Below are 15,635 nucleotides of genomic sequence, written 5' to 3'. Positions count from 1 at the left end.
GCTGTAAGCTAATAGAATGGTTGAAAGATTTAACAGAAGAGAAAACAAGATTATTACAACGATGGAACTATAAAGTTTATTGATAGTTCAATTAAAAAAATGGAATAATCAAGGCATAAGATTGCTCTAAGCCTTGATTATAATAGTGATGGCAATTAATATAATTAAAACTTAAGTTTTGTACCTATAAGACCAACAGTACCTCGTGTTGTTTTACTAGGTGCTTCAGGGTAATATACAGGTTTACCTTTAGCTTGGAAATGAGAAATTTCAGCATATGGTAATAAACCAGGCATGATCTTATATTCAGTAGCGAGGCTTACAGCATTAACGGTGTTTTTATATCTTGAAGTTTTAAGATATTCAAGACTTGTTTTTATAGGTCCTTGTCCATAAGCAACTGCTCCATTGTAATAATAGGTATCACGACCGACTTTATAATATTCCTTAGCGGTTAAGCTTTTACCTAAATTACCGTAAGAAGCACCACAAGAGAAATTACCGTAAGTAAATACAGCTCCAAGATTATATGCTTTTAAGTTAGAAAGCTTATAGGTATTAAGCACTTGAATTGTAGTTCCGTCCATTTTAGCATGAATAAGACGACGAGCAGGTTTACCGTATTCTCCGGTGACAGATAATTTTAAGTCTGCATCTTCGCTAATTTCATGTTCATAAGTTAAGCCGGCAGAAAAAGCATCCCTAATATTCTGATTAATAGTCATGGTTTCGTTATTCTCTAATTTAACCGTCTTTATTCCGGTTTTAGAAACACTAACTCCGTTTCTGCCTGAGCTTTCAAGCGTTAAATTATTTATATCTCTATTACCGCCTGTATTAGCAGTATCGGGAGTATAAGAAACTCCAGCTTGGAAGCCTTTCATTTTAGGCGTGAAAAAATTCAGTCTTCTAGCTCTCTCAGCTTTATCATTGATTTGATCAAAAGAATTAGAGTATGACTCAAGATAAAAGCTAGCATTAGTATCAAAATCCGATTTTAAACCATTATATCGCATATATTGACCGTCAAGTAGAGCATATCTAGACCATCCTCCGGTACCTGCAGTTACTTGACTACCGGTAATACGCAACTTAGCGCTTGCATCAGCAGGAGAGCCGAGTTCTACTTTACCGTAACTAGTTTCAATAAAGATATGTGATCCATTATAACTTGTAGAGGTTTTTGCTCTTGTAGTAGGCTGAAGCACTATTTTAGCACCTGCTATTACATCATTGATAGTTTTAGCAATAGTGGCCGCAAACGCTGCTTCCGTGTAAAACCCTAGCTTTTTCCTGTTATCAGTTACATTTTTATCAAATAAAATTAAATGATCCTGTTTAATATAACCGTTTTCAAATAAATAGAATCCTTCTAATTTTATTTCAGTATCAGAATTAGAAATAACAGGTGTTGGATTTTCTTCGGCAAGACCAGCCGATGCAAGGCAAATAATACTTGCAGTTAATAATAATTTTTTCACTTTAATAAAGCTCCTATAAACTTAAATAAAATTTACTATACAAAATAAATTTTAGTATTAATAAATATAACAACTACGCTATAATATTAATAATTCTTTTCAGAATTGACAATAAAAAACTATTTTAATTTGTAATAATTTAATTTTAAGTATATAATGTTGTATTATTATCACTATTATTATTCAAGTAGTCTCAGACTTATAGTTTTAAAGAAAAATTTTGTATTGTAAATAATTATGAGTTATAATCATTAGTTTATTAATTAAATCAAGTTTTGATTATGGCTATAATGTCAGATAAGTGGATAAAAGAAGCTGTTATAAATCACAGTATGATAAGGCCCTTTGCGGAAAAGCAGGTAAGAGTGCATAATAAAGAAAAGATTATTTCTTACGGCTTATCTTCTTACGGCTATGATGCTAGAGTATCTAATGAATTTAAAATATTCACCAATATAAATTCTACTACGGTTGATCCCAAAAATTTCAGTGAATATAATTTAGTTGATAGAGAAGTAGATGTGTGTATTATCCCACCTAATAGCTTTGCCCTTGGCAGAACTATAGAATATTTTAAAATACCGCGTGATGTATTAGTTATTTGTGTCGGCAAGTCCACTTATGCAAGATGCGGTATAATAGTAAATGTGACTCCGTTAGAACCGGAGTGGGAAGGACATGTAACTTTAGAGTTTTCTAATACTACTCCATTACCTGCTAAAATATATGCAAATGAAGGAGCTTGTCAGTTTTTATTTTTAAAGAGTGATCAAATTTGTGATACTTCATATGCCGATCGCCAAGGAAAATATATGAAACAAGTAGGCGTAACTTTACCGCTAACATAACTTTTTTATGTAGAAAATTATATTAAATTTTTAATAAGGATTTTTATGAGTACAATAAACACCGATACTAATGAGACAATGCCGCATATTTCCGTTAATGCACAATATATAAAAGATTTATCTCTTGAGAACCCTTCTGCCCCGTCTTCTCTTGCGGCTTTGGATCAACGCCCTCAAATTGATTTATCTCTAGATATAAATATTACTAATTTATCGGAAGAAAATTTCTATGAAGTAGAGTTAAATATCGAGGCAATTGCAAGAAATGAGAAATATAAATTATTTCAGATAGAATTAAAATATGCTGGAGTATTTAATTTAATTAATATTGATTCTGAACAACATCCGGTTTTATTATCCGTTCATTGTCCGGCAATGATATTTCCATTTGCCAGAAAAATTATAGCTAGCTGTACTCAAGATGCAGGATTCCAGCCTTTAATGATTGATCCTATAGATTTTGGTGCCTTATATCATAAGAAAATGTCAGAGCATCAAAACTAAGAAAATCATTTAATTATTTAATAAATTTCATTTTAAACGCCATGGTTTTTAAACCACAGATAGAGCTTAATAGTAAAAATTTTATCAATTTGATTAAATATTCTTTATTTATGTTATTAATGAATGTATAAAGCACTAGATAAAAAATTATAATTTAGTTAACAATCATTAACTGTAATTAAATTATAGCACAATATAAAAATTGAATTTTATGGAGAAAAATAATGAGAGTTTTGTTAATTGAAGGCGAGCCGGAAATGGCTAACTTAATTGAACTAACTTTAGCTTCAGAAGGGATAGTTTGCGATAAAGTTTCAGTTGGTGTAGAAGGTTTAAGACTTGGTAAAGTTGGTGGTTATGATCTAGTAATCTTAGACCTTATGTTACCGGATATTAATGGTTTTGAGATATTACTAAGATTGCGTGCTGCAAAAATAAAAACCCCAATCTTAATTTTATCTAGCTTAACGGATACGTATCAAAAGATTACTGGTTTTTCTTCCGGAGCCGATGATTATCTAACCAAGCCGTTTGTAAGAGAGGAATTAATTGCTAGAATTAAAGCTATAGTTAGACGTTCTAAAGGTCATGCAGCATCAGTATTTAGGTTTGATAAGGTTAGCATAAACCTAGATACTAGAAGTGTAGAAGTTGACGGCAAAAAAGTACATTTGACGAACAAAGAATATGCTATTTTAGAGCTATTAATACTCCGAAGAGGAACTATCTTAACTAAAGAAATGTTCTTAAATCACTTATATAGTAGTGTTGATGAACCGGAAATGAAAATTATTGACGTATTTATTTGTAAACTTCGTAAAAAGTTAAGTGATGCTGCCGGCGGTAGAGATTATATCGACACAGTATGGGGACGTGGTTATATGCTAAAAGAATATGATGAGTTACAACAAAAAGAAATTTTAGCACAAGGAGCATAATTAATGCCTTTATCTACTTCTTTACTTGGTAAAAAAAGTACTTATAAAGATAGTTATGATGTGACTTTATTATTTAAAATTCCACGTATAAATCATCGAAACGAACTTGGAATAAATAGTAATAATCTTCCGTTTTACGGTGTAGATGTTTGGAATACATATGAACTATCTTGTCTTAATAAGAACGGTAAGCCATGGGTTGGAGTAGGCACTTTTTATATACCGACGGATTCTGAAAATATAGTAGAATCAAAATCATTTAAATTATATCTAAATTCTTTTAATAACTTTGTTGTTGAATCAGTAAAAGAACTAGAAAGAATGATCTTGCAGGATCTAAGTAATGTTACACACGCTAAAGTAACAGGACGTATATTTCCTATAAATACAAGAGTAGAATTTGGTGTTCCAAGCGGTAAAAATATCGATGATTTAGATATAGTATGCAATAATTACGGTGCACCCGATAATAGTTTAATTGAGTATGAAGATGTTTTGGTAGAAGAAGAGATTAATTCTAATTTACTCAAATCAAATTGCCTAGTAACCGGTCAACCGGATTGGGGTACAATCGTTATAAAATATAAAGGAAAAAAGTTAAAATATGATTCTTTTCTGAAATATTTAATATCTTTTAGAAATTGTAATGAGTTTGCAGAGCAGTGTGCTGAGCGTATTTTTACAGATATTAAAAATGCTATAAGTCCTGATTTTCTTTCTATTTATATAGTATATACTAGGCGTGGAGGAATTGATATTTGTCCCTATCGTTCTACCGATAAAAGTTATACTTTACCTAGCGATAAACGATTTATTAGGCAATAATCACTTTTCTAACCCATACAAAAATCCGTTTGTGAGAAAAGTATTGTCAGTGTGGATTGAAAAACGCATCCGTTGTCATTCCGTGGTTTGACCACGGAATCTAGCTTAAAATACTATTATTAGTATTTTAGATTTTTTTATGGACTCCGTGGGTCAAGCCACGGGGTGACACAGTGGATTTTACCGGTCCATCCAGCAATGTTCAACTATATAGGAATGACATAAACGAGCCACGCAATAACGCTGATCAAGGCGGGGTAACAATCAAAAAATAATTCACGTAAGCAAGCTTTTCACAGGATAGCAGTTAGTATAATTTTATGATTCTTTTGTAGGATTTTGTGGAGGCTTTAGGCTTTCTACTATTTTATTCAGGTCTATTTGACTACAGATCCCCAGTAATACGGGATCACGAGGACGAATAGAATTCATATTCCAATGGCTACGGGTTCTAATAGCATCTATAGTAATTTTAGTAGTACCTATTAATTTAATTATTTGATGGTCTTGGATGTTCGGATAATTAGACAATAACCAATATATAGCATCCGGTTTATCTTGACGTCTTGCTATAGGAGTGTATTTAGCATGCTGTTTTTTCTGATTTTTCATCAATTCATCAGCAGGGCTGTATGAAATTTGTAAATTAGCATTAGGATCTTTACTGCAACGCTCAATTTCCTCTAAAGTTAACTGACCGTTTGCAATTGGATTTAAACCTTTTATAGATTGTGCTACTTCACCGTCAGCCATACCTTTTATTTCAAATTCATGAATACCGCAAAAATCGGCAATTTGTTTAAAAGTTAAAGAAGTATTTTCAATTAACCATATAGCCGTGGCTTTTGGCAGAAGCGGTAATGTTTTTTGCGAATTCATGATAATTGTTTTTTGGCTTAATTTAAGAAGTTATAACAAATAGAGTTATTTAAGTCAATCTTCATTTAGAAACTTAACTATCTCCTCAACTACTTTCTTAGCATCGCCGAATAACATAAAAGTATTATCGTGATAAAATAGCGCATTTTTTATACCTGCATATCCTGATGCCATAGAACGTTTAATAAACAAAATCGTACGTGCTTTTTCGACATCGAGTACCGGCATACCGTAAATTGGACTGTTCGGATCATTTTTAGCAGCAGGATTAGTTACGTCATTTGCCCCAATCACAAGCACTACGTCAGTGGTAGCGAAATCTCTATTAATTTCTTCAAGCTCAAGTACTTTCTCATAATCTATATTAGCTTCTGCAAGTAAAACATTCATATGCCCTGGCATTCTACCTGCTACCGGATGTACGGCAAAACGTACATTAATATCTGAACGTTCTAATATATCAACCAGCTCTTTTATGATATGCTGAGATTGGGCTACTGCCATACCGTAACCGGGAACAATTATCACCGATGATGTATTAAGTAGTAAATGTGCCGCATCTTCAGGGCAGCTTGTTTTTGCTATTTTATCGTCGTCTATATCCTTGTTAATTCCAGTAGGTGCAGGCAAAAACGCCCCAAAAATAACCTTAATTAATGAGCGATTCATCGCTTTGCACATTATATAGCTAAGTATAGCTCCGCTACTACCGACTAATGCTCCAGTAATAATAAGTAGGCTATTGCTAAGCGTAAAGCCTATACCTGCTGCCGCAAAACCTGAATAAGAATTTAGCATTGAGACTATAACAGGCATATCTGCACCGCCTACCGGTATTATTAGTAATACTCCGATTAACAGTGATAAAAAGACTATTAGATTAAATAAAAATATATTCTCTGAACGAATAAACGATATTACTAGAATAACCAATATTATTGCCGTTAATAAGCATATATATTGCTGACCGTAGAATTTTAACGGGCTACTTTTCATTAAGCCTTGTAGTTTTAGAAAAGCTATAATTGAACCGCTAAAAGTTAAAGCACCGATAGAGACGCCTACTGATATTTCTATTAATGCATTAATAGGTAAACTTCCTGCTATTCCTATAGAAAAATTTTCAGGAGCAAGTACTGTAGCATAAGCTACAAATACCGCAGCAAGACCGACAAAAGAGTGAAATCCCGCTACTAATTGAGGCATTGCCGTCATGGAGATTTTAAGTGCGATAATCCCGCCGATTACAGCACCTAATAATATGGTTGCTATAATGGGTAATTTATGAGTAAAATCCGGTAGGAAAAAAGTAACGACAACTGCTATCGCCATCCCCAAAATACCTATGGTACTGCCTAAACGTGCTTGTTTCTGTGAGGATAAGAATTTGAGTGATAGAATAAAGCAAGCAGCCGCAACTAAGTATAATAACTGGATAATTTGTAGGGACATAGGTGAATGTATGTTTATATTATTAGCTATTTAGTGTCATACCGCGGCTTAACCGTGGTATCCAAAAAAATAAAAAAACTGGATCCTGCGATCAAGTCGCGGGATGACAAATACGCTTCAAGAACCATGCAACAAGGCTAAAAAGTAAATCCTATACCTATAGAAACTATTAAAGGATTAAGTTTAACTTTAGAGGTTATGGTTTTATTACCCACTAAATTCGGTTTATACTCAAGTTGAGGATTTAAGAAAAATTGTCTTACGTCAATATTGATTAAAGTATCATCTTTAGCATAAAAATCTACACCTATTTGTCCTACGGCACCGTGTCCGTTTCTAATTTTAAGACCGGTAGCTTGCGTAAGCATATAAGAACCGTGATAACCTATACCTATATATGGTCTTATTCCACCGTAAGGAGCTATATGAAATTGTCCGGTAACTGTTGCAGGAATCATATAAATAGGTTTGTTTTTTCCTAGTTTAACATTATCAACGCCATAATTATGAGCAACGGCTGCAATGTATGTATATTTAGTGCGTAAAACATTAAAGCCAAGTGATAATTCAGTAGCTAAATAATTATTAAAGAATATAGTAGTGGACACATCACCTCCATAACCGTTTTTTGCCACTTCTCCTACTGAAACAGGTTGAGGAGAGGTAGGAGTAGATAATCCTTTTTGCTTAGCACTTGAAACAACACCTCCTAGACGCATCTTGAAAACTAAACTGCCTTCGTTTTCGTAATACGGTGTACTATCATAGTCAGGAGCAGAGTCTACATCATCATACATGCTTTTAGCAAAACTATTAATACTTATGCTGGATACAAACAAAATTATCCCTAATTTTTTCACTATTCTTAACATATAATTATAACCTTTACTTGCTTAAAATTGATTACCGTATTATTATATAAAATTTTTGTTTATATATTTATACCATTGTCATAAAAGATAGAATTCTTTTATGCTAAAAGTCAAGACATTTAAGTAAAATTATAGAAATTATTGGAGCATATTAATGAATGATGCATTAAAAACATATTTAACCGGTATAGGTTGGTTTTTACTTAGTTTAGTAAGTAGTAGTGCCAATGATGTAATGTCTAAATATCTTGGAACTCGTTTACATAGCTTTGAAGTAGCTTTTTTCCGCTTCTTTTTCAGTAGCATAGTTTTACTACCTTTTGTTGTTTATTATGGTAAAAATACTTTAAAAACAAGTCGTCCTTTTGTACATATATTAAGAGGGTTATTATTATTTTTCGGTATGACTTCTTGGACTTACGGTCTTACCATAGCTCCCGTTACTACTGCAACAGTCGTAAGTTTTTCTATTCCTTTATTTACGTTAATACTTGCCGTATTTTTTCTGAACGAAAATATTATTTGGCCAAGATGGGTAGTTACCGTAGTAGGATTTATAGGACTTGTTGTTACGCTTAAACCGCATGCCGAGGATTTTAACCCAGAAATTTTGTATTTTGTATTAGCGGCTATTTCATTTGCTATGCTTGATATTATTAATAAAAAATTCGTAATAAAAGAATCGATGATTAGCATGCTATTTTATTCGGCAATAGTAACTGCTATAGTGTCGTTACCTGTAGCATCGCAGTATTGGCTAACTCCTAGTAGTTTTGAATTAGCTTTATTGTTTGTACTCGGTAGTAGCGGAAGCTTAATATTATTCTTCCTGCTTAAAGCTTTTTCCATGGTAGATGCAACCGCTACCGCTCCTTATAGATATTTAGAGCTGGTTATTTCGGTAATAGCGGCATATTTCATATTTAACGAATTTCCTGATAAAAGCACACTTCATGGAGCAGTAATAATAATTCCTACCACCTTATTTATAATATATTCCGAAAAAAAAGCTATGAATAGAAAACATGAATCGCAGTAAACTAGTATTTTCAAGCGGTATCGCTAACACTTTTGAATGGTATGATTATGTATTATTCGGTTATTTTGCACCCATAATAGGAACAAAATTTTTTCCAAATGATGATGCTAATACTTCTTTACTGCAAGCTTTTTTAGTATTTGCTATAGGTTATTTGGCAAGACCGTTGGGCGGCATATTTTTTGGTGTTATCGGTGATAGATTTGGACGCAAAGTAGCCTTAACTAGTGCGTTATTTTGCATGTCTGCCCCAACCGTATTAATAGGAATATTACCAACTTACCATACTATCGGTATAACTGCGACTATATTAATGATTTGTGTACGAACTCTACAAGGATTATCAATGGGAGGAGTTTTGACCGGCTCTATTTCCTTTGTTATTGAGCATACTAGCCATAAACACCAAGGCTTAACCGGTAGTATTTCAATGTCTAGTATATGCTCCGGTTTATTGCTTGGTTCTTTTGTTTCTTATATTGTTAAGAATATCCTAACAGCTTCACAATTTGATAGTTTTGGCTGGAGAATACCTTTTTTACTTGGTTTTTTTATTCTTTTTGCAGCATTTTATATTAAAAAAAATACACACGAAACACCGAATTTTAAAAATCTAAGAGAGCAGAACAAGATTTTACAATCACCGTTAAAAAAAGTCATTACCAATTATTGGTTTGATATATTAATCTCGATTTTTATAAATGCTCCCGGTTCGATAATATTCTATCTAACTACAATTTACTTGGTATCGTTTTTAAAAATCAGCCGCAACTTTACTGAAAATGAGGTAAATAGCCTTGCTAGCGTGTGTTACGTGATTATGATAGTCGTAACTTTATTAAGCGGTTATCTATCCGATATTATAGGTCGCAGGAAAATTTTTGTAATTAATCTGATAATAATTATTGTAACAACGCCATTTTTACTTAATAATTTTGAGAGTGGGGCCTTCACAAGTGTAATTATCTCACAATTGATACTTGCTATACTTGCTGCTAGCTATATCGGTCCTGAACCGGCATTACAAGCAGAATTGTATCCTACAAATATACGTAACACTGCTCTCTCTATTTCATATAACACTGCTACAAGTATTTTTGGTGGTACTACGCCTCTTGTCTTTGAATATTTAGTACACAAAACAGGGCATGTAACCTCAGCAGTTTATTATGTCATATTAAGCTGTATTTTTGCATTGATTGCCTTATCTTTTTACAAAAATAGAAGTTTAGATAAAATATGAAAAAATTACAAAAACTGTAAACCTAGTTGAATTTAATAACAAAATTGTAGTCTTTAAACCTAAGAGTTATTACTATGGCGATGCTTGTGAACATAAAATAACTGAAAAGGGATTAGTCTTTGCCAGTATCTCTGAGGATACATCAATCATTCCAGAACTTTTAAAGAAGTAACTAGTGACGAAGCAATTTCAAGGATAGATCTAGACTTATTCGGTACATGTCATAGAGTTACTACGAGTGTAACGGCTGACCTTCTATAACAAGAAGAAAATGGTTGTTTGGCAATGAGGCTTGTTACTGCAGAAGAGATACCCAAATTACACAAGTTAGTACAAGATAATAAAATGATATTAGCATGCCAAACCAAAGAAAAAACACTAAAGATTTTAAGTGATTATTTACAGAAAGAATTTGGGATGTATGCTAATGAAACTACAGTAGCATCTTATGATGGGGTACATATAAGTGGAGCGAATAAAGATAAGAGCTTTTTTGTAAATAGTAAACGAATTTCCAAAATTTTTCTTGATTTTATGACAAATATGTGGCAAAACGGGTTTGAAATAATCTTGCTACTATAGCTCAGGGGTAGAGCACTTCATTGGTAATGAAGAGGTCGAGGGTTCGATTCCCACTAGTAGCACCACAACACATCCTAAACTTTGTGAGTTTTTAACCTTTCTTGAAAAACTCATATGCTGATTTTAGTCTAGTTTCTATCAGATACTATTATAGTATTATGTTTATTTTATAAAGCTAAGTTGCAAATAATATAAAACTAATGTATGATTTACATTTAAAATACGGTAACGATTATTTTATTATATGATAGACATTCTTCTTTTTGTACATATTACTATTGCAATATTGCTAATTATAGTTATTCTGATGCAGCGTAGCGGATCGGATGGAATTAGTAGTATAAGCGGCGGTAATAATATGGGAGTAGTCAGTGCTAAAACAGTCGGTAATTTTCTTACTAAAAGTACTATAATACTTACAACATTATTTTTAATAAATGCAATAGTACTTGCTAACCTTTCCTCAAAAAAGAAATCTGATTTAGTTTCTAAGATTAATGAAATTGAAGAAAATCAAGCAGAAAATAGTTTACCTATAGCTAAATAGTTACAGCTTTATCTTAGTAATATCTCTCATACTTGTCATTGTCTACCGTTGTTGGTATTGTTGCGTGGATCGGTAAAAGCCACTGTGTCACCCCGTGGCTTGACCACGGGGTGACAGATAAAAGTACTGGATTCCTGCTTTTGCGGGAATGACATAACAGGAGTCATGTAACAACACCTATGGATAAATGGCATGACATGAATTTAGTATAGTTTTCAGAACTCCCAATATATATTATTAGAGTACAGCAATATTTTTGCACCTAAAATAATGAGTCAATCATTTTTTTTGTGTAAGTTCATTTTTTATTTTCCAATAAATCATATTTAAAATTCCCACAAAGTATTTCAAATTGATTTAAAGCTAATGACCAATCTTTTATAGGCATAGTCCATTTTTTAGCCGCATTTTGCAAGGCTAAAAATATTATCTTTTGAATTGATTTATCATCTGGAAATACACCTTTATTTTTAATAATTTTCCTAATTTGACGATTTATAGACTCTATGGTATTCGTGGTATAAATCACCTTTCTAATCTCCTCAGGAAAGGCAAAAAATGGTATTATTCCTGACCAACTACGCTGCCAAATATCAGAAATTACTGGATATTTTTTATCCCATTTTACACTAAATTGTTGCAGTTTTAAACGAGCCATTTCTTCGTTATTTGCCGTGTAAATTTGTTTTAAATCTGATGTTACCTCTTTTAAATCCTTATGTGACACGTACTTTACTGAATTGCGTACCATATGCACTATACATAGTTGTACTATAGTAGCAGGAAATATGCTACTGATAGCCTCAGAAAAACCTTTTAAACCATCAACGCAAGCAACATAAATTTGTTCTACACCTCGATTCTTTAATTCAGTTATACTTGCATCCAAAATTTAGAGCCTTCATTTTTTCCTATCCAAATGCCCAATAACTCCTTCTTGCCTTCTATATTAACCGCAATTGCCAAATATACAGCTTTATTTATTACTATATGATTATCTCTAGATTTAACATATATGCAATCCAAATACAATATTGGGTATATCCTATCTAAATAGCGATTTTGCCACCTAGTTACCTCCTCTAGTACTCCATCTGTTATGGTTGATATTAAATCACTAGATACTTCAGTTTGATATATTTCTTCTAAGTGACCACGAATCTCACTGACTGTCATACCTCTACCATAAAGTGAAATTACCTTCTCATCAAATCCATTAAATCTCCTCAGCCCTTTTGGTATTAATTGTGGATTATACTCACCTTCCCGGTCTCTTGGTACTTCTAATGTCAACTTACGACTATCATCATCAATTACTGTCTTTTCATAGCTACCATTACGACGATTATTGTCTACTTTTTCTACTTTACTATGCTTTGAGTAGCCCAATTCATGATCTAACTCACTTGCTAATATTTTCTCAACTATTTGTTTCTTTAGCTGTTGAAATAAACCATCTCGACCAAATAACTCTGATGGGTCTGCTTTTGATAATAATTCTTCTACTAGCTGATTACTTATGTTTAATTTTTCTTTATCTTTACCTATTTCTTTAGCCATAATTTCCCTTTGTTTTAGTTACTTCTTTTTACAGTAATCTCTTACTGCTTTTTTTGCAACTTACACAAATTTTATTATAGACTCTTTATGAATTATGCTGTATATGAAAGATTCTAAAAACTCGTATGGATCAGGAAATTTATTCAGTGTCATACCATGGCTTGTTGACCACGATATAGCATTATTACGCGGATCGATTCCGCCCATGTCATCCTAGTTCGCTTGACCGCAGGTTCCAAAAACAATAAACCAAGTAATTTATAATATTAATACGTAACTATGGCTAAAGCAAGATAAAACAGATATAAACTGTCATACCGGGACTTGTTCCCGGTATCCAGAAAACCTTAAAAAGTTTTGGATCCCGTGGTCAAGCCACGGGATGACAAATTAATAGCATACCATTTTTATTTAACCCTAGATATATCAATCTCTTCTCGTTTTCTTCTTGTCAACGAATTAACGTAAACTTTATTAGACTTCTTCAGAAATAAGGATTTAGAGAGGAATTTGAAAGAGACACTTCACTTTGAACCGAAGCGTACATACTAGTATGTGAGGATGAGTGGTAAGGATTGACGTACAAATTACCTCTAGAAGTAGAATTTCCGAAGAGGTCTATTATGACACTGAACGTGTTTCCTGATTTACACAATAAAAAACTATAACTATAAAGAACCTGGGAATTTAGAAAAAGTACTAAAAAATGCTCAAATTTAGTATTTTTGTACTGGATTATTTCGTCAATTACTTTGTAATTTTCTAGCAATGGCATTAAATTATTAACTAATATATACTTAGTTAGAAATGCCATTTCACAAAGATACTGTTTTTCTTGATAGGTTTAACTATTGTAACATTTAAAACTGAAAAACTTGAGTTTAAACTTCATTCATTGTTTGATATTTTCGTTGAAATACTAAAAACTTTTGATTGGTGGGCGATGACGGACTCGAACCGCCGACACTCTCGGTGTAAACGAGATACTCTACCAGCTGAGCTAATCGCCCATATTTTTTATTAATTAGTAAAATAACATCATTTATAATTCATAAGAAGTATATAAATAATTTAGCAAAATTTTATTAGTTTTTGCTTTTAAATTACTATAGAGTGTTATTTACTTTCAAACTTTTTATTTGCCTTGATAATCTGCTGATTTTTCTTGAGGCGGTATTTAATTTAATTATATTTTTTTTCACACCTTGCATTATCTTAGACTGAGCAACAGATAAAGCTATGTTAGCATTTTCTTTATTACCAAGACTGATTTCATGTACAACTTTCTTTATAAAAGTTTTTATTGCACTAGATCGTTTTTTATTGATTAGAGTTCTTTTTACTGTTTGTCTAGCAGCTTTTTTTGCTGAAGAATGATTAGCCATTACCGAGTCCCTTATATTTTAATTTTTAATTTCTTCATTAGCATCTTGCTGTATATTTCCTTTAGCATTAATATCTCTATCTACAAATTCAATATATGCTATCGGTGCTAAATCACCATAACGGAATCCGGCTTTTATTATTCTAGTATAACCGCCAGGTCTATCTTTATATCTGGTACCTAAAATATTTATAAGCTTTTCTACTGCTGTTTTATCTTTTATTTTTGATAAAACGCTTCTTCTTACCGTTAAATCAGCTTTTTTAGCTTTAGTAATTAGAGTTTCAATATAAGGTCTTAATTCCTTAGCTTTTGGTAAAGTAGTTTTAATTTGTTCATGGGTTACAAGTGCTACAGCCATATTAGCGAGCATTGCTTGCCGATGACTACTTGTTACATTTAACTTTCTGCCTTTAATTTTATGTCGCATTTTTTAGTCCTTAATTATAAGAATCTTCATAACGTTTAGATAATTCCTGAATATTTTCCGGTGGCCAATCCGGTACATCCATACCGAATCTTAAATTAAATTTTGCCAATATTTCTTTAATCTCATTTAAAGATTTTCTACCGAAATTTGGAGTTCTCAGCATATCGGATTCCGTTCTTTTTACTAGATCCCCTATATATATTATATTATCATTTTTCAAACAATTTGCAGATCTAACCGATAATTCCAATTCATCAACTCTCTTAAGTAAATAAGGTGAAAATGGTAAAGCATCAGTTTTAACTTGCTTATCTTCTTCCTGTTCTTCAAAAGAAATAAATAATTGTAATTGCTCCTGTAAAATACGTGCAGCTAAACCTACAGCCATTTCAGGTAATACATCACCGTTAGTTTCCACAAACATAATTAATTTATCATAATCGGTAACCTGACCTACCCTAGTATTTTCTACCTTATAAGTAACACTCTTTACCGGGTTAAATAAAGCATCTATAGCTATTTCACCAATAGGTAAATTATCCTCATAACTATTTGTGCTAAGTACATATCCTTTACCAACCTTGCAAGTTAATTCCATTTCAAGCTGCTTGTCCTTAGCTAGATCACAAATTACATGATCCGGATTCAGTATTTCTACATCATGACCTGTTTCAATCATACCGGCCGTTACAACACAAGGTCCTGTTGCTTTTAATTTCATGATACGTTTTTCTGCAACATGCATTTTTACTTCAATACCTTTAATGTTTAAAATCACTTCCGATACATCTTCTTTTACACCGGGTATAGAAGAAAATTCATGTTCTATAGCAGGGATCTTTATAGAAGTGATAGCTGCTCCTTGTAAAGAAGAAAGTAATACTCTTCTCATAGCATTACCGAGTGTTAAACCAAAACCTCTTTCTAAAGGTTCAACTACAATTTTAGCTTTATTATTGGTTTCTGGAAAATTTTCATACGCGACTTTATTCGGCTTTATTAAAGTATTCCAATTTTTACTTAACGATAACATTTAATACCTATGATTCTC

The 15,635-nt window shown here is 32.3% G+C and carries 14 protein-coding genes, 2 tRNA genes and 2 pseudogenes; 9 read left to right on the top strand and 9 right to left on the bottom strand.

The features are described 5' to 3' along the window. Positions 1–164 precede the first annotated feature (164 nt). A complete protein-coding gene (locus C4Q30_RS07435; RefSeq protein WP_103897627.1) occupies positions 165–1,481 on the bottom strand; it encodes a porin in 1,317 nt (438 codons plus the stop codon). A gap of 281 nt (positions 1,482–1,762) precedes the next feature. Between C4Q30_RS07435 and dcd the strand changes: the two genes are divergently transcribed. From dcd to queF, 4 genes are all read left to right on the top strand, one after another. Next, positions 1,763–2,329: a dCTP deaminase gene (dcd, locus tag C4Q30_RS07430; RefSeq protein ID WP_004996797.1), complete on the top strand. Its 567-nt coding sequence runs from the start codon at positions 1,763–1,765 to the stop codon at positions 2,327–2,329. Between the two features lie 45 nt (positions 2,330–2,374). Continuing rightward, positions 2,375–2,833, top strand: coding sequence for a protein-export chaperone SecB (secB, locus tag C4Q30_RS07425; RefSeq protein WP_004996787.1), 459 nt, complete (start codon positions 2,375–2,377; stop codon positions 2,831–2,833). A 224-nt stretch (positions 2,834–3,057) separates the two neighbouring features. Beyond that, a complete protein-coding gene (gene ctrA / locus C4Q30_RS07420) occupies positions 3,058–3,771 on the top strand; it encodes a response regulator transcription factor CtrA (protein WP_064429393.1) in 714 nt (237 codons plus the stop codon). 3 nt (positions 3,772–3,774) lie between these two features. Continuing rightward, positions 3,775–4,596: an NADPH-dependent 7-cyano-7-deazaguanine reductase QueF gene (queF, locus tag C4Q30_RS07415; protein ID WP_103897626.1), complete on the top strand. Its 822-nt coding sequence runs from the start codon at positions 3,775–3,777 to the stop codon at positions 4,594–4,596. Between the two features lie 318 nt (positions 4,597–4,914). Here the strand turns inward: queF and C4Q30_RS07410 are convergent, their stop codons facing one another. The 3 genes from C4Q30_RS07410 to C4Q30_RS07395 form a co-directional block, all read right to left on the bottom strand. Continuing rightward, a complete protein-coding gene (locus C4Q30_RS07410; RefSeq protein ID WP_103897625.1) occupies positions 4,915–5,475 on the bottom strand; it encodes a cell cycle transcriptional regulator TrcR in 561 nt (186 codons plus the stop codon). Positions 5,476–5,529: 54 nt separating this feature from the next. After that, a complete protein-coding gene (locus C4Q30_RS07405) occupies positions 5,530–6,927 on the bottom strand; it encodes an NAD(P)(+) transhydrogenase (Re/Si-specific) subunit beta (RefSeq protein ID WP_103897624.1) in 1,398 nt (465 codons plus the stop codon). Between the two features lie 137 nt (positions 6,928–7,064). Next, positions 7,065–7,799, bottom strand: coding sequence for an OmpW family outer membrane protein (locus tag C4Q30_RS07395; RefSeq protein WP_103897623.1), 735 nt, complete (start codon positions 7,797–7,799; stop codon positions 7,065–7,067). A 154-nt stretch (positions 7,800–7,953) separates the two neighbouring features. On the opposite strand from C4Q30_RS07395, the gene C4Q30_RS07390 reads away from it, so the two are divergent. The 5 genes and pseudogenes from C4Q30_RS07390 (at position 7,954) to secG (ending at position 11,210) form a co-directional block, all read left to right on the top strand. Continuing rightward, positions 7,954–8,838 (top strand): DMT family transporter, encoded by an 885-nt coding sequence (locus C4Q30_RS07390; RefSeq protein WP_103897622.1) that lies wholly within the window; start codon positions 7,954–7,956, stop codon positions 8,836–8,838. Next, a complete protein-coding gene (locus C4Q30_RS07385) occupies positions 8,825–10,081 on the top strand; it encodes an MFS transporter (protein ID WP_103897621.1) in 1,257 nt (418 codons plus the stop codon). Before C4Q30_RS07390 ends, C4Q30_RS07385 begins: the two co-directional genes overlap by 14 nt. A gap of 279 nt (positions 10,082–10,360) precedes the next feature. Next, a pseudogene (locus tag C4Q30_RS07375) lies at positions 10,361–10,564 on the top strand (hypothetical protein); the annotation flags it as partial. A gap of 89 nt (positions 10,565–10,653) precedes the next feature. Continuing rightward, a tRNA-Thr gene (locus C4Q30_RS07370) sits at positions 10,654–10,728 on the top strand. 179 nt (positions 10,729–10,907) lie between these two features. Then, positions 10,908–11,210 (top strand): preprotein translocase subunit SecG, encoded by a 303-nt coding sequence (gene secG / locus C4Q30_RS07365; RefSeq protein ID WP_004996773.1) that lies wholly within the window; start codon positions 10,908–10,910, stop codon positions 11,208–11,210. 298 nt (positions 11,211–11,508) lie between these two features. Here the strand turns inward: secG and C4Q30_RS07360 are convergent. From C4Q30_RS07360 to C4Q30_RS07340, 5 genes and pseudogenes are all read right to left on the bottom strand, one after another. Continuing rightward, positions 11,509–12,770: pseudogene (locus C4Q30_RS07360) on the bottom strand (IS256 family transposase). A gap of 934 nt (positions 12,771–13,704) precedes the next feature. Then, positions 13,705–13,780 (bottom strand) — tRNA-Val (locus tag C4Q30_RS07355). 96 nt (positions 13,781–13,876) lie between these two features. Then, complete coding sequence (gene rpsT / locus C4Q30_RS07350) at positions 13,877–14,155, bottom strand: 30S ribosomal protein S20 (RefSeq protein ID WP_004997845.1); 279 nt, start codon at positions 14,153–14,155, stop codon at positions 13,877–13,879. Between the two features lie 18 nt (positions 14,156–14,173). Further along, a complete protein-coding gene (gene rplQ, locus C4Q30_RS07345) occupies positions 14,174–14,584 on the bottom strand; it encodes a 50S ribosomal protein L17 (protein WP_103897619.1) in 411 nt (136 codons plus the stop codon). A 10-nt stretch (positions 14,585–14,594) separates the two neighbouring features. Next, on the bottom strand, positions 14,595–15,617 hold the full coding sequence (locus tag C4Q30_RS07340) for a DNA-directed RNA polymerase subunit alpha (RefSeq protein ID WP_014273682.1): 1,023 nt from the start codon (positions 15,615–15,617) through the stop codon (positions 14,595–14,597). Between the last annotated feature and the right edge of the window lie 18 nt (positions 15,618–15,635).

The sequence above is a fragment of the Rickettsia fournieri genome (genome assembly GCF_900243065.1).
In the GTDB taxonomy this organism is placed as follows: Bacteria; Pseudomonadota; Alphaproteobacteria; order Rickettsiales; family Rickettsiaceae; genus Rickettsia; species Rickettsia rickettsii.
The sequence above is the reverse complement of the archived record's forward strand: the minus strand, read 5'-3'. Positions and strand labels throughout refer to the sequence as shown.